Below are 26766 nucleotides of genomic sequence, written 5' to 3'. Positions count from 1 at the left end.
GCCGTCAAAAGCTCCCAGGACCGCGACGGAAGGCGGCCGATTCCTGCGCATAGTCTCACCCGCACGGCTCGGGGCCGTCAATGTCGCGGGAGAAAGGCGAAGAGGTGGGAGGCTGGAACAATGACCCGTTCCGGGCTCGTTAGGGCTGCTTCCTTCCGGACCTGACCCGGTTGGCGAGTGGATCGTCCACCACCAACCTCCCGCGCTCCATATCGGCAATTCGGCGGCGAAATGCAAGAGCCGAGCCAGAACCCGTAGCCACATCGAAGGCGGAAAGTCCTCCAAATCGATGGCGGCGGTCAATGAATCGCTTGCAGCCACCTTGCCGCCGCTCTAGCGTCCCTGGTTTGGAAAATGCTTACAAATAACAAAAGTGAAGGAAACGCCCATGCTGCCTGGCCTCAAGGCCGGATTCACGCTGGACGCCCGGCTGGAGGCGGATAGCGAGCAGCTTATGTGGCTTGGCCTTTGTGAGCTCAGGCTGATGAACGACCGCCGCTGGCCATGGCTGGTGCTGGTGCCGCAGCGGCCGGGTGTCGAGGAAATCCACGAAATGACGCCGCTCGACCAGGCGATGCTCACTTTCGAGACCAATATGGTGGCGCAAGCGCTGAAGCGGGTGACCGGCTGCACCAAGATCAACACCGGCGCTTTGGGCAACATCGTGCGCCAGTTGCATGTCCATGTCGTCGCCCGCTCCGAGGGCGATCCCGGCTGGCCGGGACCGGTCTGGGGGCACGGCATGCGCGAGCCCTACCAGCGCTCCGATATCAGGCGGTTTGCCGAAACGATCAAGGCGGCGCTATAAGCTGACCAGTGTCCATTCCGCACCCCCGAGTCCTTAGCCCACCCGAGTCCCCATGAGCTTTCGCCTGTTCGACGCGCCCTTGCGCGAGCCCAGTCAATTCGTCGGTTTCGCCGGCAACCGGATCGACCGGCAGTCCGAGAACCGTGCCGACGACGCGGTCGAAAAAGCGCTGGCCGACCGGACCGCGCGGTTGATGCTGATGCATGCCGGGCGGTTGTATCTCAAACTCGACGTCGGCACGTTCGACCCGTGGTTCAAGGCGGATGAAAGCCAGGCCTTCGAGGTTTCGCTCGGCCAAGGCGTACTGCTCGGCTTTTCCGAGGAAGGTCCTGTGCTGGCGGCGCCCGCCGGCGTCGAGCCGGAAAAGCTGCCCGAGACGATCAAGGCGATCGACTACCGCTCCGTCTATATGCAGGGGTTGGTCGACGAGGCGGCGGCCGGCGCGCTGGCGCAAGGCGCGGCGCTGCTCGCCTGGCACGCCAGCCACGCCTTCTGCTCGAAATGCGGCAACCGCTCGGAAATGCGGGCCGGTGGCTACCGGCGGCATTGCCCGGCCTGCGGCACCGACCATTTCCCGCGTACCGACCCGGTGGCGATCATGCTGACGGTGACGCACGAAAAATGCCTGCTCGGGCGCGGCAAGCATTTCGCGCCGGGCATGTATTCCGCGCTTGCCGGCTTCATCGAGCCGGGCGAGACGATCGAGGCGGCGGTGCGGCGCGAGACGCTTGAAGAGGCGGGCATCCGGCTCGGCCGCGTGGTCTATCACGCCAGCCAGCCCTGGCCGTTCCCCTATTCGCTGATGATCGGCTGCTTCGGCGAGCCGCTCAACGAGGATATCCAGGCCGACCTCAACGAGCTGGAGGACTGCCGCTGGTTTTTCCGCGACGAGGTGCGCACGATGCTGGACAGGTCGCACGCCGACGGCTTGATTACACCGCCGAAAGGGGCGATCGCCCATCACCTCATCCGCGCCTGGGTCGACAGCGAATAGGAGCAGAAGAATGATCCGTCACACCGTCGTGTTCACGCTGAAGCACCCGCTGCAGTCGCTGGAGACGAAGCGCTTCCTCCACGACGCGAAGAAGATCCTGACCGGGATCAAGGGCGTCGCGCATTTCGAGCAGTTGCGGCAGGTGAGCCCGAAGAACGACTACCAGTTCGGCTTCTCGATGGAGTTCGCCGACCAGGCGGCCTACACGCGCTACAACGAGCACCCGGACCATGTCGCCTTCGTGCGAGACCGCTGGGTGCCCGAGGTCGAGACGTTCATGGAGATCGACTACGTGCCGTTGGGATTTGGCTGAGAATGGGTTGAACGCAAACGTCGGAGGTTAGCGCGGAACCTCTATCGGGCTCGTCATTCTAGGGCGTAGCGGAGGCCCTGGAATCCATGCCGGGACTTTAGTGAGGAGCGCAACGGAGCAGGATTCTGCAACGTTGGGCAGCGCTCCAGCGTAACGGAATGGATCCTCGGGTCTGCGCGCGTCGCTTCGCTCCTTGCTCCGCCCGTGGATGACGAAGCATGAAGGCCTCCGCCAATCCCCGAAGGGTGGTCGCGCCCTTTGAACCTATCCGTTGACTGACCGAAGACCGTTCAGTCCGCCACCTTCCACTCGTCGCGCGAGGCGCTGGCCGGATAGACGCCGAGGATGCGCATTTCGCGCGAGAAGAAGCGCAGCTCGTCGAGCGCCAGCTTGACCAGCGGATCGTCCGGGTGGCCTTCGATGTCGGCGTAAAACAACGTCGCGGTGAAGGCGCCGAGCTGGTAGCTCTCGAGCTTGGTCATGTTGATGCCGTTGGTGGCGAAGCCGCCCATCGCCTTGTAGAGCGCGGCCGGCACGTTGCGGACGCGGAAGATGAAGGTGGTCATCATCTTGGCGTCCGGCGCGGGGCGTTCGATCCATTGCTTGTTCTTGGTCAGCACGACGAAGCGAGTGACGTTGGAGTCGGTGTCCTCGACATTCTTCTCGATGATATCGAGCCCATAGAGCTCGGCGGCCAAAGCCGGCGCCAGCGAGGCCATGGTGCGGTCCCGCACCTCCGAGACCATCTTGGCCGAACCCGCCGTGTCGCCGGCGATCACCGGCTTCCAGCCGTTCTTGCGGATATATTTGCGGCACTGGCCGAGCGCATGGATGTGGCTGTGCACGGTCTTGATCTCTTCGCGCTTCACCCCCGGCAGCACCATGAGCTGGAAGTGGATCGGCAGGAAATACTCGCCGACGATGTGCAGCCTCGATTCCGGCAACAGGTGGTGGATGTCGGCGACGCGCCCGGCGATCGTGTTCTCAATAGGGATCATGGCGAGCTCGGCCTTACCGGTCTCGACCGCGTTGAAGGCGTCCTCGAAGGTCGGGCAAGGCAACGGTTCCATCGACGGGAACATGTTGCGGCAGGCCGTGTCGGAATTGGCGCCTGGCTCGCCCTGGAAGGAAATTCTGTTGGTCTTTTCAGCCATCACGGATGTCTCAGTTTGAGAGGATTTTTCGCGCCCGCTCGAGGTCGTCGGGGGTGTCGACGCCAAGCGGCAGCGATTTGACGATCTCGGCGTCGATGCGCATGCCGGCTTCCAGCGCGCGCAGCTGCTCCAGCCGTTCGCGCCGCTCCAGCGGCGACGGCTTGAGCGCCACGAAGCGTTCCAGCGCCGCACGGCGATAGGCGTAGAGGCCGATGTGGTGGTAGAGCGGTCCCTGGCCCCAGGGCGCGGTAGCGCGGGTGAAATAGAGCGCTCTCAACCGTGTCGCGGAAAGCGGCGAGCCTACGATCTTGACCACGTTCTGGTTGGTCTTCTCCTCGTCGCGCACGATCTCGACGCCCAGCGTAGCGATATCGACCGATTTGTCCTCAAACGGCCGCAGCGACGCGCCAATGATCTCGGGATCGATGGTCGGCAGGTCGCCCTGGACGTTGACGATCGTTTCCACCTGCTTTTCGGGGTCGAGGGCCGTCAGCGCCTCGAAGATGCGGTCGGAGCCCGATTCGTGATCCGCGCGGGTCATGACAGCCTCGAAGCCATGCGCCCGCACAGCTTGCGCGACGGCTTCGGTATCGGTCGCCACCACCACGCGGCCAAGCCCGGCCTCGGCGGACCGGCGGGCGACATGGACGATCATCGGCGCGCCCGCAATGTCGGCCAGCGGCTTGCCCGGCAGACGCGTCGAGGCCATGCGGGCGGGGATCAGGATCAAGGTTGACATCGGATTTCAGGGCGGTCGAAAAAAGCGGATGGAAAAGTGGCAAAAGGTCTCACTGGAAGCGCCCTTATAGGTGTTGCAACGCCTGAGCAAAAGACCTAGTTTCCGCCCGATTTGACTGGCCTTTCGAGGCAGTTCGCGATACCGACGGACGGAGTGGACGGGACGGTCCGCCGGAAAAGGGAGCAAGGGGCGTATGGATTCCAACGAAGTCAACAAGCTGCTCGGCGGATTTCTGGGAACCTGCTTCCTCGTCTTTTCGATAGGCCTCGTCTCGGACGGATTGTTCGCCTCGCCGGCGCCCGAAAAGCCCGGCTTCGCCATCGAAGCGCAGGAACCGGCCGAAGGCGGTCCGGCTGCTCCCGCGGCGGAAGCCAAGCCGATCGCCGACCTGCTCGCCACCGCCAATGCCGAGGCTGGCGCCGCGATCTTCAAGAAATGCCAGGCCTGCCATTCCGGCGAAAAGGGCGGTCCGAACAAGGTCGGCCCGGATCTCTGGGATATCGTCGACCGCCCCGTCGCCGAGCATGAAGGCTTCGCCTATTCGGCCGGCATGAAGGATTTTTCGAAAGGCGGCCAGGAGCACTGGACCTACGACAATCTCAACCACTTCATCACCTCGCCGAAGAAGTTCGTGAAGGGCACGGCGATGGGCTTCGCCGGTCTGCCGAAGGATGAAGACCGGGCCAATGTGATCGCCTATCTGCGCACGCTGTCGGACAATCCGAAGCCGCTGCCGCAGCCGGGCGCTTCGGCCGAAGCCAAGCCCGCCGAAGGCGCCAAGCCGGCGGAAGGCGCCGCACCCGCGAAGCCCGCGGAAGGCGCCGCGCCGGCCCAGCCGGCCGAGGGAGCCGCTCCGGCCAAGCCCGCGGCGCCCGCTCAATAAACAATTTGTCGCAGAGACTTCCTTGGAAAAGCCGGGTTCGTCCCGGCTTTTCTGTTGGGAAAGCTGCATGGCCGGCGACAAAGGCGGTACTTGCGGTTCCCACCGGCGTCAAATGATCTAGATTGCGGGTGGTCAGGGTAATTCCAGGACAGCGGGAACCCGGTTTCCATCCGGAATTGCGCTTAGACTAGGCGATAGGGCGGCCGTCGTTTTTTCGTGAAACGATGAACGCTCCGGGGTCCGCGACGAGGAGAACGCATGAAGGTTGGCCGCTTCCGCACGCTTTTCGCATCGGCGTTCGCGCTCGCCTTCGCCGCCAGCCTGCAGGCCGGCTTCGCCGATGAGTGGCACACGACGTCGTCGCTGATCGGGCCTTCAAAATACGGCGAGAATTTCCAACGTTACGACTACGTCAATCCCGATGCGCCGAAAGGCGGGACCTACAACTCCGTCGTCACCGGTACGTTCGACAGCTTCAACCCCTATATCGTGCAGGGATCGCCGGCCGCGGGGCTGGTCGGCTTCGGTGGCGGGCTGCTCTACGACACGCTGATGGACCAGGCGACCGACGAGGGCAGCGTCAGCCACCCGCTGGTCGCCGATGCCTACAAATACCCTTCCGACTATTCGTCCGCCACCTACCGGCTCGATCCGCGGGCAAAATGGCATGACGGCCAGCCAATCACCGTCGATGACGTGATCTGGTCCTTCCAGGTGCTCAAGGCCAACAGCCCACAATACAACCGCTATTTCGAGAACGTCACCGAGGCCGTCGCGATCTCGGACCGCGAGGTCGAATTCCATTTCAACCAGAAGGGCAATCGCGAGCTGCCCAAGATCCTCGGCGATCTCGTCGTCCTACCGAAGCACTGGTGGGAGGGCACCGACCCCAGCGGCAAGAAGCGCGACATCACCAGGCCGACGCTGGAGCCGCCGCTGGGCTCGGCCGCCTACAAGATCGCCAGCTTCAAGCCGGGCTCGGAGATCGTCTGGCAGCGCGTGCCGGATTATTGGGGCGCCAAGCTGCCGGTGAAGGTCGGCCGCGAGAATTTCGACACCCAGCGCTTTACCTACATACTGGACGACAACGCCGCCTGGCAGGCCTTCACCAAGGGCGGGCTGGACGACATCAAGCCGGAAAACAGCTCGAGACGTTGGGCCACGGCCTATAATTTTCCCGCCGTCGGCGCCGGCGACGTGATCAAAAAGGATTTCAAGACCACCTCGCCGGAGCCGATGCAGGCTTTCATGCTCAACCAGCGCCGGCCGCTGTTCCAGGATCGCCGCGTGCGCGAGGCGCTGACCTATCCCTACGATTTCGAGACGATGAACCGCACGCTGTTCTTCAATTCCAACACGCGCACGACAAGTTATTTCCAGGGCACGGAACTCGCGTCGAGCGGGCTGCCGCAAGGCAAGGAGCTTGAGATCCTGGAGAAGTATCGAGACAAGCTGCCGCCTGAATTGTTCACCCAGGAATTCAAGCTGCCGGTCTATGACTCGCCGCAGGCGGAACGGAAATACCTGAAGCAGGCGGTCGATCTCTTCGCCCAGGCGGGCTGGGTGATCAAGGGCGGCAAGATGGTGAACGCCAAGACCGGCGCGCCGTTCAAATTCGAGATCCTCGGCACGTCCGACACGGACCAGATCCTCTCAGGCAATTATATCGCCAACCTGCGCAAGATCGGCGTCGATGCGACGCTGCGGATCATCGATCCCAGCCAATACGTCAACCGCGTCAATAATTTCGACTACGACGTCGTCACCAACCTGCTGCAGCAGTCGGAATCGCCGGGCAACGAACAGCGCGATTTCTGGAGCTCGAAGGCCGCCGACGCGCCCGGATCGCGCAACTATTCCGGCATCAAGGACCCGGTTGTCGACGCATTGGTCGACCGCATCATCTTCGCCACCGATCGCGACGACCTCGTCGCGGCCACCCACGCGCTCGATCGGGTGCTGTTGTGGAACTACTATGTAGTCCCGCAATTCTACCGCGCGGTGGTGTGGCTTGCCTATTGGAACAAGTTCGGCATGCCGGAAAAGCAGCCAAGCTATCGCGGCGCCGATATCGATTCCTGGTGGATCGACCCCGAGAAGGAAAAGGCGCTGGCCGCCAAGTACAAGGGCCTCAATTGATGGGGCGGCGGAGTTTGCTTCCTCGCCGCGACTTCCTGGCGCTCGGCGCGGCGGCCACGGCCGCCGCATTGCTGCCCGGCCGCGCCTTTGCCGATACCCCGACCGGCGTCAAATTGCATGGCCTGTCGGCCTTCGGCGACCTGAAATACAAGCCCGATTTCACGCATTTCGACTATGTCGATGTCGATGCGCCGCAAGGCGGCATCTTCAACTTCTCGCCACCGAACTGGGGCGCCAACCAGAGCCCGCAGACCTTCAACACGCTGAATTCGTTCGTCCCCAAGGGCGATTCCCCGCAGCGCATGGAAATGTGCTTCGATTCGCTGATGGTGCGGGCGCTCGACGAGCCGGACGCGGTCTATGGGCTGATCGCCGAGAGCGCCACGATTTCGGACGACCGCAACGGCTTCACCTTCTCGCTGCGCCCGCAGGCGCGCTTCCATGACGGCACGCCGCTCACCGCCGACGATGTCGCCTTCACCTTCAAGCTGCTGAAAGACAAAGGGCATCCGGACTACGCGCTGTCGCTGACGCATCTGGATGACGCGGTGGCGAAGGACACCCATACGGTCGAGCTCAAATTCTCCGGCAAGCAGTCGGCCCGCACTATCCTTAACGTGGTCGGGTTCCCGATCCTTTCGAAGGCCTTCTTCACGGCCAACCCGTTCGATTCCTCGCAGCTCAACCCGCCGCTTGGCTCCAGCGCTTATAGGGTCGGGCGCTGGTCGGCGGGCGCCTGGGTCGAATATGAGCGCGTGGCCGATTATTGGGGCAACGACCTGCCGGTCAATCGCGGCCAGAACAATTTCGGGCGCATCCGCATCGAATTCTACCAGGATCGCACGGCCGGGTTCGAGGCCTTCAAGAAGGGCGAGATCCTCTACCGCGAGGAATTCACGTCGCGCGTCTGGGCGACGGCCTATGACTTTCCGGCCTTCACCGCCGGCAAGGTGATCAAGCATGAGTTCCCCGCCGAAACCACGCCTTCCATGCAGGCCACCGCGGTCAACCAGCGGCGGGAGCAATTCAAGGACCCGCGCGTGCGGCAGGCGATCGCGCTCTGCTTCGATTTCGAATGGACGCGGCGCAACTTCTTCTATGGTTCCTACGAGCGCTCGCAATCCTGCTTCGAGAAATCCGACTTCCGGGCCTCGGGTATGCCAACGCCGCAGGAGCTGGCGCTGCTGGAGCCGCTGCGCGACCGGTTGCCGCCGGAGACCTTCGGCGAGGCCGTGACACAGCCGCCGTCGGACGGTTCAGGGCGGGACCGCAAGCAACTGAGCGCGGCGCTGAAGCTGCTCGCCGAGGCCGGCTGGAAACGCTCCGGCGATTTCGCGGTCAACGACAAGGGCGGGCGGCTCTCCGCCGAATTCCTGGTCGATGACGAGACATTCGTGCAGGTCTATTCGCCCTGGGTCGCCAACATGAAAGCCATCGGCATCGATGCCTCGATCCGCCTGGTGGATTCGGCACAGTACCAGCTCAGGCAATCGACATTCGATTTCGACCTGCTGTCGGCGGCCTTCAGTTTCAGCGCCACGCCGACCCGCGACGATCTGGAGATCTTCTTCCACTCGCGCAGCGCCGCCGTATCGGGCTCGCGCAACCTGTCGGGCATTGCAAGCCCCGCAGTCGACGCGCTGATCGATGCCGTCGGCGCCGCCAAGGACCGTGAAGGCCTGACCACCGCCATGCGCGCCTTGGACCGGGCCTTGCGCGCGCGGCGCGATTGGATTCCAAGTTGGTATCTGGCGAATCACCGAAGCGCCTATTGGGACATGTTCGGGTTCCCCGAGCAGAAACCCGATTTCGGCTTTCCGGTCGAGGCGCTGTGGTGGGTCGACAAGGGCAAGGCGGCAAAGATTGGCAAAGCCTAACATCACTGTTCGCGCGGGACCCGTCGCCTGATGGGCGCCTATATCCTGCGCCGCATTCTTCTCATGATCCCGACGCTGTTCGGCATCATGGCGATCTCCTTCGCGGTCATCCAGTTCGCGCCGGGCGGCCCGGTCGAGCAGGTGATTGCCCGGCTGACCAACCAGGGCGGCAACGATCGCCTCGGCAGCGGTGGCGGCGACGCCGGTGGCGGCGGCAATTTCGACGTTGCCGGCGATGTCGGCTCGAAATATCGCGGCGCGCAGGGGCTCGATCCCGAATTCATCAAGAAGCTGGAAAAGCAGTTCGGCTTCGACAAGCCGCCGCTCGAGCGCTTCGGCATGATGCTGTGGAACTATAGCCGCTTCGATTTCGGCGACAGCTATTTCCGCGATATCTCGGTGCTGAACCTGATCCTGGAGAAGATGCCCGTCTCCATCTCCATCGGCCTGTGGATCACGCTTTTATCCTACCTGATCTCAATCCCGCTCGGTATCCGCAAGGCGGTGAAGGACGGCTCGACCTTCGACGTATGGACCAGCGGCGTCGTCATCGTCGGCTATGCCATTCCCGGCTTCCTGTTCGGCATCATGCTCATGGTGCTGTTTGCGGGCGGTTCGTTCTGGGACTGGTTTCCGCTGCGCGGCATCGTTTCGGACAATTGGGACCAGCTGTCCTGGCCGGGCAAGATCGCCGACTATTTCTGGCACATGACGCTGCCGCTGACGGCGCTCGTGCTTTCGGCTTTCGCGACGACCACCCTGCTCACCAAGAACTCCTTCCTTGAAGAAATCCGCAAGCAATACGTGGTGACGGCGCGCGCCAAGGGGTTGTCGGAGCACAAGGTGCTCTACGGCCATGTCTTCCGAAACGCCATGCTGATCGTGATTGCCGGCTTTCCCGGCGCCTTCATCTCGGCCTTCTTCACCGGCTCGCTGCTGATCGAGAACATCTTCTCGCTCGACGGCCTCGGGCTGCTCGGCTTCAAGTCGGTGATCGACCGCGACTATCCGGTGGTGTTCGCCACCCTCTACATCTTCTCGCTGCTTGGCCTGTTCGTCGGACTTTTGTCAGACCTGATCTACACCTGGGTCGATCCGCGCATCGACTTCGAGCGGAGAGACATCTGATGGCCGAGGCCGCGATCGAAAGCGCGCCGGCGCGGCCTCGCAGGCCATTTCTGTCGCCGCTCAACCAGAGGCGGTTGCAGAATTTCAAGGCCAACCGGCGCGGCTACTGGTCGCTCTGGATCTTCCTTTTTCTGTTCGTGCTGTCGCTGTTTTCCGAGTTGATCGCCAACGACAAGCCGATCATCGTCTCATACAAGGGCGAGATTCTGTTTCCGGTTCTGGTCGCCTATCCGGAAGAGAAGTTCGGCGGTTTCTACGCCGTCACCGACTATCGCGATCCGGTGATCCAGGACGAGATCAACTCCAATGGCTGGATGATCTGGCCACTGGTTCGCTATTCCTATCAGACGGTCAACAACGCCATTCCGGAACCGGCACCGGCAAAGCCGTCCTGGCTTTACGACAAGAGCAAGCGTTGCAGTCAGCACCCGAAGGGAGAGGCCGACGAGAACTGCGTCGTCGGCAACTGGAACTGGCTGGGCACGGACGACCAGGCGCGCGACGTGCTGGCGCGCGTGCTCTACGGCTTCCGCATCTCGGTTCTGTTCGGCCTGATCCTGACGCTCGGCTCGTCGCTGATCGGCGTCGCGGCCGGCGCGGTGCAAGGTTATTTCGGCGGTTGGACCGACCTTCTCTTCCAGCGTTTTATCGAAATCTGGTCGGCGATCCCGGTGCTCTACCTCCTGCTGATCGTCTCGGCGATCCTGCCGCCCGGCTTCTTCATCCTGCTCAGCCTGATGCTGCTGTTCTCCTGGGTGGCGCTGGTCGGCGTGGTGCGCGCCGAATTCCTGCGCGCCCGCAATTTCGAATATGTCAACGCGGCGCGGGCGCTCGGCGTGCCGAACCTCACCATCATGTTCCGGCACCTGTTGCCGAACGCCATGGTGGCGACGCTGACCTTCCTGCCCTTCCTGCTCTCGGGCTCCATCTCGACGCTGACATCGCTCGACTATCTCGGCTTCGGCCTGCCGCCCGGCTCGGCCTCGCTCGGCGAATTGCTGAAACAGGCGCAGCGCAATCTCAACGCGCCCTGGCTCGGCATCTCCGGCTTCATCGTCATTTCGCTCATGCTGTCACTGCTGGTCTTCATCGGCGAGGCGACACGCGATGCCTTCGATCCGCGCAAGACGTTCAAATGAGCGAAGCCCTGCTGTCCGTCCAAGATCTGAGCGTCGCCTTCGCGCAGGGCGGCAAGCAATCGATCGCCGTCGACCATATCTCATTCGACATCGCCAAGGGCGAGACGGTTGCCTTGGTCGGCGAATCCGGGTCGGGCAAATCGGTCTCGGCGCTGTCGGTGCTGAAGCTCCTGCCCTATCCCGCCGCCAGCCATCCCTCGGGCAAGATCCTGTTCAGCGGCGCCGACCTGCTTGCCATGAACGAGAAGGCGTTGCGCGGCGTGCGCGGCAACAAGATCACCATGATCTTCCAGGAGCCGATGACCTCGCTCAACCCGCTGCATACGATCGAGCAGCAGATCGTCGAGGTGCTGCAGCTGCATCAGGGCATGCGCGATCAAGCTGCCCGCGCCCGCACGCTGGAGCTGCTCAACGAGGTCGGCATCCGCGATCCGCAGAAACGCCTCGACGCCTATCCGCACCAGCTCTCCGGCGGCCAGCGCCAGCGCGTCATGATCGCCATGGCCTTGGCCAACGAGCCGGAGCTTTTGATCGCCGACGAACCGACGACGGCGCTCGACGTCACCGTGCAGGCGCAGATCCTCGAATTGCTGGCGAAGCTCAAAGCCCGCAAGGGCATGTCGCTCCTGTTCATCACGCACGATCTCGGCATCGTGCGCAGGATCGCCGACCGCGTCTGCGTCATGACCAAGGGCAAGATCGTCGAGAGCGGCCCGACCGGGGAAATCTTCGCCAATCCGCGGCATGACTATACAAAGCATCTGCTGGCGGCTGAGCCGAAGGGTAAGCCGCCCGCGGCCGACCCGGGCGCCAAATCCGTCATGACCGGCAGGGACATCAAGGTCTGGTTCCCGATCAGACGAGGTTTCTTCCGCAAGACCGTCGACCATGTGAAGGCCGTGGACGGCATCGACGTCACGGTGCGCGCCGGCCAGACGCTTGGTGTCGTCGGCGAATCCGGCTCGGGCAAGACGACGCTCGGGCTGGCGCTCGCCCGGATGATCTCCTCGACCGGCACGATCAATTTCAACGGACGCGACATCAACCAGCTCTCCTTCAGCGCCATGCGGCCGCTGCGGCGCGAACTGCAGATCGTCTTCCAGGATCCGTTCGGATCGCTCAGCCCGCGCCTGTCGGTCTCGGAGATCATCGAGGAAGGGTTGAAGATCCACGAGCCGAAGCTTTCGGCCGACCAGCGCGACGACAAGGTGGTCGCCGTGCTGAAGGAGGTCGGCCTCGATCCCGAGACGCGCCACCGCTACCCGCACGAGTTTTCCGGGGGCCAGCGCCAGCGCGTCGCCATCGCCCGCGCCATGGTGCTCAACCCGCGCTTCGTCATGCTCGACGAGCCGACCTCGGCGCTCGACATGAGCGTGCAGGCGCAAGTGGTCGACCTTCTGCGCGGCCTTCAGGCCAAGCACAATCTCGCCTATCTCTTCATCAGCCACGATCTCAAGGTGGTCCGCGCACTTGCCAATGACGTCATCGTCATGCGCAATGGCCAGATCGTCGAGGCGGGACCTTCCGCGCAGATTTTCAGCAGCCCGCAAACCGACTATACGCGGGCGCTGATGGCGGCGGCCTTCAAGATCGAGACGGCACCGACCGGCGTGGTCAGCGAGTAATCGGACCGGCACCGGGACAACAGGGAAACATCCGAAAATGGAAAAAGGCAAAGTTCTGCTTGCCCTCACCGGCTTTCACCCGCAGCGCTGGCATGAGCTGCTAGCCGCCGAGCGCGAGGTCGTGCTGGAACCGGACGGTCCGAACGATCCGTCGATCGCCTATGCGGTGGTGTGGAAGCAGAAGCCCAACCTTCTCAAGTCGCTGCCCAATCTGCGCGTCATCTTTTCGATCGGCGCCGGCGTCGACCACATCTTTGCCGATCCCGGCCTGCCCGACGTGCCGATCGTCAGGATCGTCGCCGACAATCTCACCCAATACATGACCGAATATGTGGTGTGGCGGGTGCTCGACCATCACCGCCAGAGCATGCTCTACCGCAGCCAACAGGCGAAGAAGACCTGGCACGAGCCGCCGCAACGGCCGGCCGGCGACATCTCCGTCGGCATCATGGGCCTCGGCCATCTCGGCCGCGCCGCGGCATCGGTGCTGCTTTCGCTCGGTTTCGCCGTCAATGGCTGGTCGCGCAGCGAGCATCCGACGAAGGGCGTTTCGACCTATTCGGGGGAAGCGGGGCTGATCCCGTTCCTCAATGCCACCGACATCCTCGTCGTGCTGTTGCCGCTCACGCCGCAAACCCAGGGCATCGTCAATTACGGGCTGCTCAAGGAACTGCGCCGGCGCAACGGGCTTGGCGGCGCCGTGCTGATCAATGCCGGGCGCGGACGCCTGCAGAAGGACGCCGACATCGTGCGCGCGCTGGACGACGGCACGCTGAAGGAAGCAAGCCTCGACGTGTTCGAAGTCGAGCCGCTGCCGAAGACCAGCCCATTATGGAGCCATCCGAAAGTGTTCGTCACGCCGCATGCGGCGGCGACCTCGGACCCGGCCCATCTGGTGCCGATCATGCTTCGCCAGATGGCCGCCTTCGAGCGCGGCGAAAAGCTGGACAACCTGGTCGACCGCGAAGCGGGTTACTAGTCGGGTGTCAAACCCCAGTCCCTAAAGCACTGCTTGATCGCCCCCGGCGAAGACAGCCGCAGCTTCGGCAGCTCGAGCTCCTCGAACATCGCCTGGTATTTCTTGCGGTTTCGCGGCGTGGTGACGGCGATGTGGTGGATCATGTCCCATTTGACGCTGTCGCGCCCACCTTCGAGGGCGCCAAGCCTGGCGGTCTCGAACAGCGTTCGCCGAAAGTAGCGCAGCAGGCTCATGGGCGTGGAGATATCCAGCAGAATAAGGCCGGTTGCCCGCCGGAAGCGTTGCGGCATGCAAACTGAATAATTTCCGTCCATCACCCAGCGCTCGCCGGCGATTGCGGCGTCGTGCACGGCAATGAATTCGCTCTTTGGACGCGGCTCCCAGTCCGTGTTGGGCAGATGGTGCAGCACATCGAGGTGAATAGGCTCCAGGCCGCGCTTGCGGGCGATCGCATTGGCAAGAGTGGACTTGCCGCTGTTGGACGGTCCCAGGATGCAGATGCGATTGCCGAGATCCGAGAGATTCATGGCGGCCTTCAGACACGAAAGCTCGACGACCCGACCGATCGCAAAGCAGAATATCGAATATCGGATACTCAGGAAGGCTTCGAGCCGGGCAGCCCGAGCGTCTCCTTCTTCTTCGGCTTACCGCAGTCGCGGCGGTCGATCGAGCGGTTCATGGCGTCGATCTCGCCGCTCGCCTTGTTGCTGTCGCGCCGCGCCTTGGAGCGCGTGTCAGGTATGAACGGGCCGAAGCCCATGGCCGGATTGGAAAAGCTCGGCTTGGCGGTGACGGGCAGATTGTTCTGCCGCGCCAGTTGATTGCGCTGCGCCAGCAATTGGTCGCAAGGCACATCGTCATATTGCAATGAGGATTGGACATCCTCGTCCTGACGCTCGGCCATCGATGTGCCGCCGACACAGCCGGCAACGGTCAGGCAAGATGCCAATGCAACCATGGTCCAGCGCATGGATATCTCCTCATGGTATCCGCCCCGCGCAACCCGGACCATGCCATTCAGGCTTTTTCGCAGCAAGGTCGACCTCATGCCGTTGCCGGATTCCCCGCCTCGGTAGTTGTAGCAGGGAAGCCAGCCACGATGGCCAGGCCCTCGACCGGGTCACGCCGGTCGTGCCGGATAATCATGCTTTCCAGCGACAGGACCGCAAGCCCGTTGGCACAAAGCGCGCGCCGCGCATAGGCCTCGGAATGAGCATAACGCCTTGACGGCAAAAGGGCGAAATCGCCGCCGCCGACAAGCGTCTCGAGCGAAAAGGCGAATATGCCGCCATCGGCAAGCATGTTCGCAACCGCGCCGACGATACGGTCGAGCGCGCCGACATAGATGAACACGTCGGCCGCGACCACGAGGTCGGCTCTGTCGCCGGTGCGGGAGAAATGCTGAAGGTCGGCCTTGGCCAGCAGGTCGTAGATGCCCTTGCCCCTCGCCTTCCTCAGCATGCCGGCCGAGATGTCGTAGCCCTCAAGCCGGTCGACGAAAGGGCGCAGCCTTTCGCCCATCAGGCCGGTGCCGCAGCCAAGGTCGAGGGCCAGCCGGAACCGGCCGGGCCTTGCCTTGCCAATGGCGTGCCCGAGAAAATCCGGCAGCCCGTAGCCGAGTTTCCCGACAAGCGATTCCTCGAAACTGTCGGCGTAGTGGTCGAACAAGGTCTCGACAAAGGCGCTGGGCGGCGCCGCCGCGGCGGCCGCCTTGCCGATCAGCTGAAGCTTGAGCGCGGCGCCAAGGCGATCCGCGGGCTCCAGCTTCAGCGCCATGGCCCAGGCTTGCGCGGCCTGGTCGGGCAGGCCGGCCGCTTCCTGCATCTCGCCGAGGCGAAACCAGCCGGCGGCCCAGCGCGGCGCCAGCTCCAGCGCGCCAAGCAGAAGCTCCGCCGCCCGCGCAGGCTCGCCCGAGGCGAGAAGCATCTCGGCGAAATCGGCGCGACGGTCGGCGTTCAAATCGCCCGACGAGGCCTGGAGCGGTTTCATTCGTGAAGGATCCCACCGGCGAGGCGGGCCGGCGGCCGGCTCCATAGCATGATCCCGAACCGAAGGTCAGGAAGCAAAAAGTGGGAACCGGTTTTCGGAGAGAGGTCATGTTCCAACAAAGAGCCGGATCGTGATGGCGTTTCAACGAAACGCGATTGCGATCCAGGACGAGTCAGCAGTCTCTTGCAGCGGGCTTCCCGCGGCAAATTTAGCTACTATGTTCAAAGCCATGCGCGCCAGCGACCTGCTCAAATCCCGGCCGGAGGGCCTCTACTGCCCGCCCGGCGATTTCTTCATCGATCCGGTGCGGCCCGTCGAGCGGGCTCTGATCACGCACGGCCATTCCGACCATGCGCGATCCGGGCACCGCTCGGTGCTTGCGACGCAAGAGACGCTCGACATCATGGGACTGCGCTATGGCGAGGATTTCGCCGGAACGACGCAAGCGGCAACTCCCGGTCAGACGATCGACATCAACGGCGTCGCCGTCACCTTCCATCCGGCCGGGCATGTGCTGGGCTCGGCGCAGATCGCCGTCGAGCACCGGGGCATGCGCATCGTGGCCTCCGGCGACTACAAGCGGCAGAAGGACGCGACCTGCCTGCCGTTCGAGCCTGTCCGATGCGACGTCTTCATCACCGAAGCGACCTTCGGCCTGCCGGTGTTCCGGCATCCGCCCGACCATGAGGAGATCGCGCGCGTGCTCAAATCGGCGGCGCAGTTTCCCGAGCGCTCGCATCTGATCGGCGCCTATGCGCTCGGCAAGGCGCAGCGCGTGATGCGGCTGCTGCGCGACACCGGCTATGACAGGCCGATCTATATCCACGGCGCGCTGGCCAAGCTCAGCGAATATTATCAAAGCCAGGGCATCGATCTCGGCAAGCTCGAGCCGGCGACCGTCGAAAGCGGCGGCAAGGCCGATTTCGCCGGCGCGATCGTCGTCGGGCCGCCATCGGCCTTCGCCGACCGCTGGGCGCGACGTTTTCCGGACCCGATTTCCTGCTTCGCCTCAGGCTGGATGCGCATCCGCCAGCGCGCCAAGCAGGGCGGCGTCGAGCTGCCGCTGATCATTTCCGACCATGCCGACTGGGACGAGCTGATCATCACCATCAAGGAAACCGGCGCGGAGGAAATCTGGGTAACGCATGGCCGCGAGGAGGCCCTGGTGCGCTGGTGCGAGCTGGAGGGCATCGCGGCGCGGCCGCTGCATCTCGTGGGGTATGAGGACGAGGGCGATTGATGGCGTACGCGCATAGGAAAATCGCCACCGCCGCGCTCTACGGCGCCCCCCTCTGTCCTGCCGGACATCTCCCCCTCAAGGGGGGAGATCAGACGTCACGCCGACTTTCGCCAATCATCGACATTGCAGGATGTGCGGCAGGGCCGAAACTGCCAATCTCTCCCCGTGCGGGGGAGATGTCCGGCAGGACAGAGGGGGGTGCCTCGCGCCGGCTTTCGCCATTGGCGGGGCGCACATCCCCATGAACCGCTTCGCCGAGCTCCTCGACCGTCTGGTGCTGACGCCGTCGCGCAACGGCAAGCTGACGCTGCTCACCGATTATTTCCGCAGCGTCGAGGACCCCGATCGCGGGCTGGCGCTGGCGGCGATCACGGGTGATCTTTCGATCGCGGCGGTGAAGCCGGCGATGCTGCGCGCGCTGGTGGTCGAGCGCATGGACCCGGTGCTGTTCGGCTACTCCTACGACTATGTCGGCGACCTTGCCGAGACCGTGTCGCTGGTCTGGCCGCAGCCGCAAGGGCATATCCCCAATCATGTGCCGACGCTTGCCGAGGTGGTCGGCAGGCTGCAGGCGGCGAGCCGTTCTGACGGGCCGAAGGTGCTGTCACGGTTGCTCGACGACGCCAGCATCTCGGCGCGCTTCGCCATCATCAAGCTGGTCACCGGCGGCCTGCGCATCGGTGTGTCGGCGCGGCTCGCCAAGCAGGCGCTGGCCGACCTCGGCCAAGTTGACGTCGCCGAGATCGAGGAGCTCTGGCACGGTCTGGCGGCGCCCTACAGCGAGCTGTTCGCCTGGCTGGAGGGCCGGGCGGAAAAGCCGAGGAGCGCAGCGCTCGCGCTGTTCCGGCCGGTGATGCTTTCCAATGCCGTTGGCGACAACGACCTCGAAAAGCTCGATCCGGCCGATTATGCGGCGGAATGGAAGTGGGACGGCATCCGCGTGCAGGCGGTGTGCGAAGGCGGCGTGCGCCGGCTCTATTCACGCACCGGCGACGACGTGTCGGGCGCCTTCCCGGACCTCGCCGCGGCCATGAATTTCGAGGCGGCGCTGGACGGCGAGCTGCTGGTCGGCGACCCGCGCGAGGCGACCGGAACCTTTTCCGACCTGCAGCAACGGCTGAACCGCAAGAGCGTCTCGCCAAAGATCCAGCAGCAATATCCGGCATTCATGCGCTGCTACGACGCGCTGCAGATCGATGGCGAGGATCTGCGCGCGCTGCCCTTCGGCGAGCGCCGCAAGCGCCTTGAGGCCTTTGTCGGGACGCTCGATCCCAGCCGCTTCGATCTCTCGCCCTTTGTCGCGTTCTCCGACTGGGAGCCGCTGGAGCGGCTGCGCCAGGCGCCGCCGCATCCGATCATCGAAGGGGTGATGCTGAAGCGCTGGGATTCGCCCTACCTCGCCGGCCGGCCAAAAGGGCCCTGGTTCAAGTGGAAGCGCGATCCGCACACCATCGACGCGGTGCTGATGTATGCGCAGCGCGGCCACGGCAAGCGCTCCAGCTTCTATTCCGACTACACGTTCGGTGTCTGGTCCGGCCCCGAGGGTTCGGAAGAACTGGTCCCCGTCGGCAAGGCCTATTTCGGATTCACCGACGAGGAGCTGAGAGAGATCGACAAATATGTGCGCGACAACACGATCGAGCGTTTCGGGCCGGTGCGCTCGGTGCGCGCCGACCGCGGGAACGGCCTGGTGCTGGAGGTGGCGTTCGAAGGCCTCAACCGCTCGACCCGCCACAAATCGGGCGTCGCGATGCGCTTTCCCCGCATCTCGCGGCTGCGCTGGGACAAGCCGGCCGCGGAAGCCGATCGCATCGAAACGTTGCAGGCGCTGCTGGACGGCTAGGGACGCCGGCGCGCCGGCGCCGGCAGATAGAGCGGCGCGATCACTCGGCGATCGAAACGCGGATCTCGTAGATATCGACGGACTTGCCCTTCTGGTCGAAGTCGGAGTTGACGGCGATGGTGCCGGCGGCGCCCGGATGCTTGTCGGGGAACTGCACGTCGAACAGATATTCGTTGCGCTCGTGGCCGACCGCGTAGCGTTTGCGGCCGCAATCGCCGAAATCGCCGAAATTGCAGTCGACCGAAATCTGCGTCTCCTTGCCCTCTTCCGAGCGGGCGACGATGTCGAACATGGCATGTTTGCCGGCAAGCTTCTCCAGCACGCCCTGACCGACATCGAAGGCAATGGCCGAACCGGACGCGCCCGAGCGGATGCGCAGGAACTGGCCGGTGTCGTCCTTCATCACCTCGGCGGCGGCGTCGGACGGCGTGCTGACACGGGTCGGATCGGCCGGCGAGAAGACGTTGATCCAGTTCTTCGACTGGTCGGCCTCGCCCGGCTTCTGCGGCGAGCCGGGTTCGGCCGGCGGCGAGGAGTCCTCGTCGTCCAGCGTCGGCGTCGGTTCCGGCGGGCCGGTGTCGAGCTCTGCCGCCGTCTTGAAGACGCCGGTCTGCTTGGCGAAATAGAGGCCGATGCCGGCGGCCGCGAGCAGCGTCGCGACGACGAAGATCGCGGTCAGCGGCAGGCGCCGCCCCCTGATGCGCCGCTCGTCGCGGTCGGGCGCGACCTCAGCGCCGTTGCCGACGGGAGCGCCCGGCGAATCGTCGAGCGACGGCGCGTCGGGAAGCGCGGTCTCGTCGGGCATGATGTCGGGCACGCGCGGCAGCACGCGTGAGCGCGGCTGGTCCGAAGCATCGGGCTGCACCGGGCCGTCGACGGTGATCGAGGGCGAGGGCGCGGATTGCGACGGCGGCAGCGGCGCGTCGACCGACGGCGCGGCCGACACGGCCGGCGCTTCGACGCGGGGATCCGGCGCGCCATTGCCGGCCGACGCGATGTTTTCCGGCGGCAACGTCACATCGGGCACGGCCGGCAGGAATTCCGATTCGATCTCGGCGATCTTGGCTTGCACCGCCTTGCGGCGGCTGATGGCGGCCTCGACCGTGACGTTCGGATTGGCCTGCAGGACGCGGTCGAGCGCGGCAAAGGCCGATCGATAGACCTTCTCGCGGAACGCCCGGTCCTCGGCATTGCCTTTCTCGAAGGCATTGCGGATCGCTTTCTCGATTGGGTCCAAGCGAGCTCCCTCTGCGCGTTCGCTCACGGTTGTCTGATCGTCGGCCACAGGCGACCAATCGATCAACGGCGAGCGGCTGCCTTGCCGGCCAAAGGCATTTCGGCATTTTTTGTTTAAGAATCAACATTTTTCGTCACCACCGGCGCGGTCGCGCCGGCCAGCCAGGTGCGAAGGACGTGCGGCCCGCACGCCGCCACGGGCCGCGCCTGCGCCCGTGGCGCGGTAACCCTAGATCGGAATTGCCGCCGACGAGGCCGGAATTCACCGCTGCCCATCTTGAATTAGCGAGCGGTTGAGTCTATCACCCAGCCCATTCTGGAAGCCTGACGCTTCCCGGGCCGCTTTAGCTCAGTTGGTAGAGCACATCATTCGTAATGATGGGGTCGCGTGTTCGAGTCACGCAAGCGGCACCAAAATTTCTCCGCGGGAACCAAACTGTTGCTGAAGGCCGAGCGTTTGAGCGGTCTGCTCGTTAACCGTGGGCAATGGGGGCAGGTAACAAAAGACCGCCGGCGGGCAAGCTGCCCCAACGGAATAAGGGGCTATATCTTTGGTCCTTTCGGACCAATGCGTTTGGCAGGACGGACCTCGGTCGATTGTGGGCTGGCAGGCAAATCAGACAGTCTCGCGATCGCGCCGGCTGATAACCCCAAGCCCCCCGCCCATCGGTCGGCGCATAGCCCGGCTTGCTGACCTCAAATCCTAACCACAAAAAGCGAGCCGGGCTTCCACCTGTGCGCCCATGCCGAAATTGTCGGAAGAAAGGTCCATGATCGTCCTCCCGGGCGGAGAAGGCAGCCAATCAGTGGAGCTCAAAAGCCTTGATATGACAGTGCTGCCTCGCGGATCACGCTAGCGGCACCAGTTTTCCACGCCTTCCCGCCTGCACCACGTCATCGGCGCATCTCGGCCATTGTCGGGAATCGCTGTTGGTGGGAAACTCGCCTTGTCAGCATGGGAGGTCGAAATGCCCAACAGTTTCAAGACCGGAGACGTCGTCAGGCTGAAATCCGGAGGCCCGGAAATGACAATCAGCGACGGCGCGGCCTCCGGCACGTGTCTGTGCCACTGGTTCAACCGCGAAGGCGACGTCTGGACCCCGCAGCATGCCGGCTTCAAGCCGGACCAGCTGGTGGCCGTCGACCACCCGAGATAGTCGTCGCTTTCGGTCCTTCAGGGACGATTCGGTCCGGCCGGGCTGGATCCCGGGGACGTTTTGTCCGGTCGAAAAAGGACCGACGGATTTTGCTTTGCCTCGCGTTCAATGGCTGAAGCGTGGCCGCCAATGGCCGCGCCCCACCGGAGACGAGAGCATGATCCGCCAAACGATATTCGTCGTTGCCCTTGGCCTGCAGACCGCGGTCGCCCAGACAACGACGCCGCCCCCTGCCCCGGCCCAGACGGCGCCGAGCACCTCGGCTCCGGCCACCAAGTCTGACCAAACCAAGTCCGGCCTGACACTGGAAAAGTTCGAGGCGCGCCGGGAAAAGGCGTTCATGAGGGCCGATACGGACAATGACGGCAAGGTCAGCCTCGCCGAATGGACCGCTTTCCAGACCGCCCGCAAGGCCAAGGGCGATCCGGCCAAATCCTTCGCGCGCATCGACACCAACAAGGACGGCTTCGTCGACAAGGGCGAGCTCGACGCCTTCCTCGCCAAGCGCTTCGCCAAGCTCGACAAGAACGGCGACGGCGTGCTTGGCGCCGACGAGAGGCCGGGCCACAAATCCGCTCCCAATCAGGAGCAATGACCAAGAGGCTATGCCGCACAATGACAGTCGCGAGCGCCCGGGTTGATGGGCGCCGATCCGGACGAGGAACTGGTACGCCGCATCGGCGCCGGCGACCCCGGCGCCGTGCAGGCGATGGTGGCGCGCAAGCTGCCGCGCATCCTGGCCCTGGCCGCAAGGATGCTCGGCGACGCGGCGGAGGCCGAGGACGTCGCCCAGGAAACCTTCGTGCGCATCTGGCGCCACGCCTCGGGCTGGCGCCAAGGGCAGGCTCGCTTCGACACCTGGATCCACCGCGTCGCGCTCAATCTCTGCTACGACCGGCTGCGGCGCCGGCGCGAATGGACGACGGACGAGCTGCCAGAGGTGGCCGATGAAGCGCCGCTTCCCGATGCAATGGCGGGCGACGAAGAGCGCAGGGTCAACCAGGCGCTGCAGCGCATCGCGCCGCGCCAGCGCGAAGCGATCGTGCTGGTGTATTATCAGGAGCTGTCCAACATCGAGGCCGCCGGCGCCATGCAGGTCAGCGTCGACGCGCTGGAAAGCCTGCTCGCGCGCGGCCGGCGCGCTCTGCAGGCCATGCTCGCGGGAGACGGCGATGACTGAGACTTCGAAGGGACTGCGAATTTTGAGGACTGCGGCGTGGGGGGCCACGTCAAAACGGTGGAAGGGGGAACGAGATGGCTGAGAAGACCGCAAACGGGCCGATGGATGCCGGGCGCTTCGCCGCGCTTGCGGATGCCTATGGCGGCGCATTGCACCGCTGGCCGCCGGCCGAACATGCCGCCGCGATGCTGTTTGCCGGAACCGACGAGGGCCGAGCCATCCTGGCGCGCGCCGGCAGGCTCGACGCCATGCTCGACCGGCATCGCGTCGAAGCACCCGGCCCGGCGCTCCATCGCGCCATTGTCGCCCGCGCCGCGACCGAGGTCAGGCAGGGCCGCCACCGCCGGTTCTGGTGGCTGGGCTTCGGGCTTGCGGGTATCGGCCTGGCCGGCGCCGTGGCCGGGCTGGCGCTAGTGACCATCGTCAACCCGGATACGCAGCCCGACCATTATGTCATGGACGCCAACGCGACGTCGTTCGGCGACGCCGGCCCCGACGCCGATCCTTACGAGGAAGACCTATGAGCCCCCGTCTTGTCGCGGCATCGCTGGTACTCAACGTCTTTCTGATCGGCGCGCTCGCCGGCGGGACGGGTTGGCTGATCGGCAAGTCCAATCCGGGCTTTTCGCTGGAATCGGCCGGCGGCAGGCTGCCGGCCGCCGACCGCAAGGTCTTCCGTCAGGCGCTGCGCGAGGTGCGCCGCGAGTCCCGCGACGTGATCCTCGAGGGCCAGGCCGCTCGGCGCGAGGCGGCGAACCTTCTGCAGCAGCCGACGCTCGACAGCAACGCGCTTGCGGCGGCGCTCGAACGCGCGCGCAAGGCCGATGTCACCGTGCGCACCCGGCTCGAGCAACGCATCATCGAATTCGCCGCATCGGGATCGGCGGAAGATCGCCAGCTGCTGGCGGACGCCCTGATGCGGCGCGCCGGCAGGCAGCCGCCGGCGCCTGCAAAAAAATCGCCGTAGGCAGCGACGGAAAGAGCGGACACGCCCCGTTCAAGGAAAAGAGGGATAGGCCTGTGACCGCCTTCGGCGGCGGGCAGGTTCTCTTCAACCTCGAAACTTTCGGGAGTATCCCATGAACAGTCTGACGAAATATTCGATCGCGGCAGCGCTCGCCATCGGCGGGATGGCCGCCGCAAGCGCCGCCTCGGCGATGCCGATCGCACCGGCTGCGCCGGCGCCGGCGCTTATCGAGCGTGTCGCCTGGGGCTGCGGTCCGGGCTGGCATCCCAACCACTGGGGCCGCTGCGTGCCCAATCGCCGCGTGATCTATCCCGGCTATTATTACTGGGGCGGACCGCGCGTCTATATCGGCCCGGTCTGGCATCCCTACCATCGCTGGCACCACTGGCGCCGCTGGTGACGGCGCGCTCATGACGCCGGGGCTGCGGCCGGCGTCGTGAGCGCCCTTCCCGATCCATGCAACATGCCGGCCGAAGTGTCGGTTCGGAACGGAGGCTTCATTGGCCGCCCCAGTCTCAAACTCCGTCTCGCCGGACCCCGCCCTGGTCGCGCTCAACCGCTTCGGCCTCGGCGCAAAACCTGGCGACAACCTCGGCAAGATCGCCGTCGATCCACGCGGCTACCTCAAGGCCGAGCTCAAACAGCAAGACATCGCGCTCATTCCCCCCGACGATCCGAGGAATGCCGGGCTGCTGGACAGCACCGCGGCGATCCAGGCCAGCATGGCGGCGACCATGGAACGCAAGACGGCGCGGGATGAGAGGGCAGCGGCCGCCATGCAGCCGACAGCCGCGGAAGACCCGGCCGGCCCGGCCGTGACAAAAGCCAAACCAGCGGTGCCGCGCGTCGAGGCCGATATCTACCGCGACGAAGCGCAGGCCCGCTTCGACAAGGCGCTCGCCGCGACACCGGGCTTCGTCGAGAGGCTGGTCGGCTTCTGGTCGAACCATTTCTGCGTTTCCGTCGCCAAGGCGCCGGTCGTGCGGGCATGCGCCGGCGCTTTCGAGCGCGAGGCGATCCGCCCCTTCGTGCTCGGCCGCTTCGCCGACATGCTTTTGGCAGTCGAGCACCACCCGGCCATGCTGTTGTATCTCGACAACCAGCAGTCCATTGGCCCCGATTCCCGAGCCGGCAAGCGACGCGGACGCGGCCTCAACGAGAACCTCGCCCGCGAGATCCTGGAATTGCACACGCTGGGCGTCGGCAGCGGCTATGCCCAAGCCGACGTCACCAGTTTCGCCGGCATGCTGACCGGCTGGATGATGGCTGGACGCGAGGGGCGGCTGGGAGAGCCGGGAAGCTTCGTCTTCAACGCCAATGCGCATCAGCCGGGCAAGGCCGTGCTGCTCGGCAAGACCTATCCCGACGGCGGCATGGGCCAGGCGGAGGCGGCGCTCAACGACATTGCCCGCCATCCGGCCACCGCGCGGCACATCGCCACCAAGCTTGCGCGCCATTTCATCGCGGACGATCCGCCGCCGGCGGCTGTCGCCCGCCTGGCCTCGGTCTTCACCAAGACCGATGGCGACCTGCGCTCGATCGCATTGACGCTGGTCGACATGCCCGAAGCCTGGTCGACGCCGCTCACGAAGCTGCGCTCGCCATTGGACTATGTCGTCGCGCTGCGGCGAGCGGTCGGCGCCACCGCCGGCAACGAACCGCAACGATCGCTTCGCTGGCTGAGCATGCTCGGCCAACCGCTATGGCAGCCGCCGGGGCCGAACGGCTTTCCCGACCGGACGGATGCATGGGCTTCCGCCGAGGGCCTCAAGACGCGGCTGGACATCGCCTGGCAGGCCGCGAAGCAGGCGGACGACATCGGCGACCCCGACGAGACGCTGGCGTCGCTGATCGGTGCGTCCGTCTCGGCCGAGACTCGGCAGGCAATTGCGCGGGCGGAGTCCAGGCAGCAGGGCCTGGCGCTGCTGTTGATGGCGCCGGAATTCCAGCGCCGGTGACCTAGCAACGGAGATGAACCCATGAGCCTTCTCTGCGAAACTCCCAACCTGTCCCGCCGTGCCGTCTTGATGACCGGCGGCGCGCTGTTCGCCTGGGCCTACCTGCCGCGCTTTGCCCGAGCGGCCGACAATCGCGACCCACGCCTGATCGTCTTCGTGCTGCGCGGCGCGCTCGACGGGCTGTCGACGGTCGGGCCGGTCGGCGATCCGGACTATGCCGGCCTGCATGGCGACATCGCGCTTTCGCTCTCAGGCGCCAACCCGGCATTGCCGCTCGACGGTTTCTTCGCCGTCAACCCGGCAATGCCGGTCTTTGCGCGCCTGTTCAAAGCAGGCCAAGCGGCGGTGGTGCACGCGGCCGCGACCGGCTACCGCGACCGCTCGCATTTTGACGGCCAGGACGTCCTGGAAAGCGGCCTGCCCGGCCCCGGCAATGCTACGACGGGTTGGCTCAACCGGGCGCTCGCCAGCCTGCCGGCCGGCGACGGAATCGCGAAAGCCGGGGGGCTCGCCGTGGGTCCTTCGACGCCGCTGGTGATCCGCGGCGCGGCGCCCGTGCTCGGCTGGGCGCCGCAGGTCTTGCCGGCGCCCGGCGATGCGCTGGCGGAGCGCGTTCTCGATCTCTACAATCATCGCGACCCGGTGCTGGCGGCCGCGCTCCAGAAAGGGCTCGACGCCGACCGCATGGCGATGAGCGACCAGCTCGACGGCAAGACGATGAAGCCGAGAGGCGGCCTCGGCAATGCCGCCGGCATGCGCCAGTCGGCGCAAGGCGCGGCGCGGCTGTTGGCTGCCGATGACGGGCCGCGTATCGCGGCACTCGCCTTCGACGGCTGGGACACGCATGTCAATGAAGGCGGCGCCACGGGGCGGCTGGCCAATCTGCTCGGAGGCCTCGACGGCGCCTTCGAGGAGTTCGAGACGGGGCTCGGCGCGCGCTGGCAGGACACGGCGATCGTCGCCATCACGGAGTTCGGGCGCACGGCGCGCATCAACGGCACTGTCGGCACCGACCACGGCACCGGTACGGTGGTGCTGCTTGCCGGCGGCGCGATCAAGGGCGGACGCGTCATCGCCAACTGGCCGGGACTGAAGCCGAACCAGCTCTACGAGCAACGCGATCTCGCCCCGACCAGCGACGTGCGGGCAGTGCTGAAGGGCCTGCTCGCCGAACAGTTCGGGCTTTCCGCCGCGGTGCTTGGCGATAAGGTGTTTCCGGAGTCTGCGGCGGTGAAGCCGATGCGCGATCTGGTGGCGTGAGCCTCGGCTATGCCCATCGGTGAGAGGTGCGGGATTTGCTGTCATCGTCATTCTAGGGCGGAGCAAGGGGCAAAGCGACGCGCGCAGACCCTAGAATCCTGTGTGTTGGTTCTGGTGTATGGTTTGAAGTGGGAAGGAGACCGAATGAATCCTGGTCG

General features: G+C 64.9%; 26 protein-coding genes, 1 tRNA gene and 1 other RNA gene. 21 read left to right on the top strand and 7 right to left on the bottom strand.

Features of this window, described 5'->3' with window-relative positions:
• Positions 1–104: 104 nt before the first annotated feature.
• Positions 105–201: signal recognition particle sRNA small type (ffs, locus tag FJ957_RS18365), an RNA gene on the bottom strand.
• Between the two features lie 187 nt (positions 202–388).
• Here ffs and FJ957_RS18360 point away from each other — a divergent pair.
• From FJ957_RS18360 to FJ957_RS18350, 3 genes are read left to right on the top strand one after another with little or no spacing between them, the layout of a single operon-like run.
• A complete protein-coding gene (locus FJ957_RS18360; RefSeq protein WP_040985997.1) occupies positions 389–808 on the top strand; it encodes an HIT family protein in 420 nt (139 codons plus the stop codon).
• 52 nt (positions 809–860) lie between these two features.
• Entirely contained in the window at positions 861–1802 is a 942-nt protein-coding gene (nudC, locus tag FJ957_RS18355; protein ID WP_140833764.1) for an NAD(+) diphosphatase, read from the top strand.
• A 10-nt stretch (positions 1803–1812) separates the two neighbouring features.
• Positions 1813–2115, top strand: coding sequence for a Dabb family protein (locus FJ957_RS18350; protein WP_140833762.1), 303 nt, complete (start codon positions 1813–1815; stop codon positions 2113–2115).
• 290 nt (positions 2116–2405) lie between these two features.
• Here the strand turns inward: FJ957_RS18350 and FJ957_RS18345 are convergent, their stop codons facing one another.
• Both FJ957_RS18345 and FJ957_RS18340 read right to left on the bottom strand, forming a co-directional pair.
• Positions 2406–3269 carry a prephenate dehydratase gene (locus tag FJ957_RS18345; protein WP_140833760.1) on the bottom strand — a complete coding sequence of 288 codons (864 nt, stop codon included), beginning with the start codon at positions 3267–3269 and terminating at the stop codon, positions 2406–2408.
• Between the two features lie 10 nt (positions 3270–3279).
• Complete coding sequence (locus FJ957_RS18340; protein ID WP_140833758.1) at positions 3280–4008, bottom strand: 3-deoxy-manno-octulosonate cytidylyltransferase; 729 nt, start codon at positions 4006–4008, stop codon at positions 3280–3282.
• 193 nt (positions 4009–4201) lie between these two features.
• On the opposite strand from FJ957_RS18340, the gene FJ957_RS18335 reads away from it, so the two are divergent.
• The 7 genes from FJ957_RS18335 to FJ957_RS18305 all read left to right on the top strand — a co-directional run bounded on the left by FJ957_RS18335 (position 4202) and on the right by FJ957_RS18305 (position 13778).
• Positions 4202–4891 (top strand): cytochrome c family protein, encoded by a 690-nt coding sequence (locus tag FJ957_RS18335; RefSeq protein ID WP_140833756.1) that lies wholly within the window; start codon positions 4202–4204, stop codon positions 4889–4891.
• A gap of 258 nt (positions 4892–5149) precedes the next feature.
• Positions 5150–7030 carry an extracellular solute-binding protein gene (locus tag FJ957_RS18330; protein ID WP_140833755.1) on the top strand — a complete coding sequence of 627 codons (1881 nt, stop codon included), beginning with the start codon at positions 5150–5152 and terminating at the stop codon, positions 7028–7030.
• The gene (locus FJ957_RS18325) at positions 7030–8907 is read left to right on the top strand and encodes an extracellular solute-binding protein (protein ID WP_140833753.1); all 1878 of its coding nucleotides are present in this window, start codon (positions 7030–7032) and stop codon (positions 8905–8907) included. The genes FJ957_RS18330 and FJ957_RS18325 overlap by 1 nt, the downstream gene beginning before the upstream one ends.
• 30 nt (positions 8908–8937) lie before the next feature.
• The gene (locus FJ957_RS18320) at positions 8938–10035 is read left to right on the top strand and encodes a microcin C ABC transporter permease YejB (RefSeq protein ID WP_140833752.1); all 1098 of its coding nucleotides are present in this window, start codon (positions 8938–8940) and stop codon (positions 10033–10035) included.
• The gene (locus FJ957_RS18315) at positions 10035–11174 is read left to right on the top strand and encodes an ABC transporter permease (protein ID WP_140833750.1); all 1140 of its coding nucleotides are present in this window, start codon (positions 10035–10037) and stop codon (positions 11172–11174) included. The genes FJ957_RS18320 and FJ957_RS18315 overlap by 1 nt, the downstream gene beginning before the upstream one ends.
• Positions 11171–12799: an ABC transporter ATP-binding protein gene (locus FJ957_RS18310; RefSeq protein WP_140833748.1), complete on the top strand. Its 1629-nt coding sequence runs from the start codon at positions 11171–11173 to the stop codon at positions 12797–12799. Before FJ957_RS18315 ends, FJ957_RS18310 begins: the two co-directional genes overlap by 4 nt.
• A 37-nt stretch (positions 12800–12836) precedes the next feature.
• Positions 12837–13778 (top strand): glyoxylate/hydroxypyruvate reductase A, encoded by a 942-nt coding sequence (locus FJ957_RS18305; protein WP_140833746.1) that lies wholly within the window; start codon positions 12837–12839, stop codon positions 13776–13778.
• Here the strand turns inward: FJ957_RS18305 and FJ957_RS18300 are convergent.
• The 3 genes from FJ957_RS18300 to FJ957_RS18290 all read right to left on the bottom strand — a co-directional run bounded on the left by FJ957_RS18300 (position 13775) and on the right by FJ957_RS18290 (position 15767).
• Positions 13775–14305, bottom strand: coding sequence for an AAA family ATPase (locus tag FJ957_RS18300; RefSeq protein WP_140833744.1), 531 nt, complete (start codon positions 14303–14305; stop codon positions 13775–13777). The genes FJ957_RS18305 and FJ957_RS18300 overlap by 4 nt on opposite strands.
• A gap of 68 nt (positions 14306–14373) precedes the next feature.
• Positions 14374–14748, bottom strand: a complete 375-nt coding sequence (locus FJ957_RS18295; RefSeq protein ID WP_140833743.1) for a hypothetical protein — start codon at positions 14746–14748, stop codon at positions 14374–14376.
• 74 nt (positions 14749–14822) lie between these two features.
• The gene (locus FJ957_RS18290) at positions 14823–15767 is read right to left on the bottom strand and encodes a methyltransferase domain-containing protein (RefSeq protein ID WP_140833741.1); all 945 of its coding nucleotides are present in this window, start codon (positions 15765–15767) and stop codon (positions 14823–14825) included.
• A gap of 229 nt (positions 15768–15996) precedes the next feature.
• Between FJ957_RS18290 and FJ957_RS18285 the strand changes: the two genes are divergently transcribed.
• On the top strand, positions 15997–17007 hold the full coding sequence (locus FJ957_RS18285; RefSeq protein ID WP_140834231.1) for a ligase-associated DNA damage response exonuclease: 1011 nt from the start codon (positions 15997–15999) through the stop codon (positions 17005–17007).
• A 241-nt stretch (positions 17008–17248) separates the two neighbouring features.
• Complete coding sequence (locus tag FJ957_RS18275; protein ID WP_140833738.1) at positions 17249–18850, top strand: cisplatin damage response ATP-dependent DNA ligase; 1602 nt, start codon at positions 17249–17251, stop codon at positions 18848–18850.
• A gap of 40 nt (positions 18851–18890) precedes the next feature.
• Here the strand turns inward: FJ957_RS18275 and FJ957_RS18270 are convergent, their stop codons facing one another.
• The gene (locus tag FJ957_RS18270; RefSeq protein WP_140833736.1) at positions 18891–20087 is read right to left on the bottom strand and encodes a hypothetical protein; all 1197 of its coding nucleotides are present in this window, start codon (positions 20085–20087) and stop codon (positions 18891–18893) included.
• A 337-nt stretch (positions 20088–20424) separates the two neighbouring features.
• On the opposite strand from FJ957_RS18270, the gene FJ957_RS18265 reads away from it, so the two are divergent.
• From FJ957_RS18265 to FJ957_RS18225, 9 genes are all read left to right on the top strand, one after another.
• A tRNA-Thr gene (locus FJ957_RS18265) sits at positions 20425–20500 on the top strand.
• Positions 20501–21054: 554 nt separating this feature from the next.
• Positions 21055–21243 carry a DUF2158 domain-containing protein gene (locus tag FJ957_RS18260; RefSeq protein ID WP_140833734.1) on the top strand — a complete coding sequence of 63 codons (189 nt, stop codon included), beginning with the start codon at positions 21055–21057 and terminating at the stop codon, positions 21241–21243.
• 157 nt (positions 21244–21400) lie between these two features.
• Entirely contained in the window at positions 21401–21838 is a 438-nt protein-coding gene (locus FJ957_RS18255) for an acid-shock protein (RefSeq protein WP_140833732.1), read from the top strand.
• A 45-nt stretch (positions 21839–21883) separates the two neighbouring features.
• A complete protein-coding gene (locus FJ957_RS18250; protein WP_140833731.1) occupies positions 21884–22423 on the top strand; it encodes an RNA polymerase sigma factor in 540 nt (179 codons plus the stop codon).
• A gap of 74 nt (positions 22424–22497) precedes the next feature.
• Positions 22498–22947, top strand: a complete 450-nt coding sequence (locus FJ957_RS18245; protein ID WP_140833726.1) for a hypothetical protein — start codon at positions 22498–22500, stop codon at positions 22945–22947.
• On the top strand, positions 22944–23390 hold the full coding sequence (locus FJ957_RS18240; RefSeq protein WP_140833720.1) for a periplasmic heavy metal sensor: 447 nt from the start codon (positions 22944–22946) through the stop codon (positions 23388–23390). The genes FJ957_RS18245 and FJ957_RS18240 overlap by 4 nt, the downstream gene beginning before the upstream one ends.
• A 112-nt stretch (positions 23391–23502) precedes the next feature.
• A complete protein-coding gene (locus FJ957_RS18235) occupies positions 23503–23790 on the top strand; it encodes a hypothetical protein (RefSeq protein ID WP_140833716.1) in 288 nt (95 codons plus the stop codon).
• Between the two features lie 100 nt (positions 23791–23890).
• The gene (locus tag FJ957_RS18230; protein ID WP_140833714.1) at positions 23891–25348 is read left to right on the top strand and encodes a DUF1800 family protein; all 1458 of its coding nucleotides are present in this window, start codon (positions 23891–23893) and stop codon (positions 25346–25348) included.
• A 21-nt stretch (positions 25349–25369) separates the two neighbouring features.
• A complete protein-coding gene (locus FJ957_RS18225) occupies positions 25370–26608 on the top strand; it encodes a DUF1501 domain-containing protein (protein ID WP_140833712.1) in 1239 nt (412 codons plus the stop codon).
• Positions 26609–26766 lie beyond the last annotated feature (158 nt).

It is taken from the genome of Mesorhizobium sp. B2-4-6, from assembly GCF_006442775.1.
Classification (GTDB): domain Bacteria; phylum Pseudomonadota; class Alphaproteobacteria; order Rhizobiales; family Rhizobiaceae; genus Mesorhizobium.
This window is presented reverse-complemented; position numbering and strand designations above follow the sequence as displayed.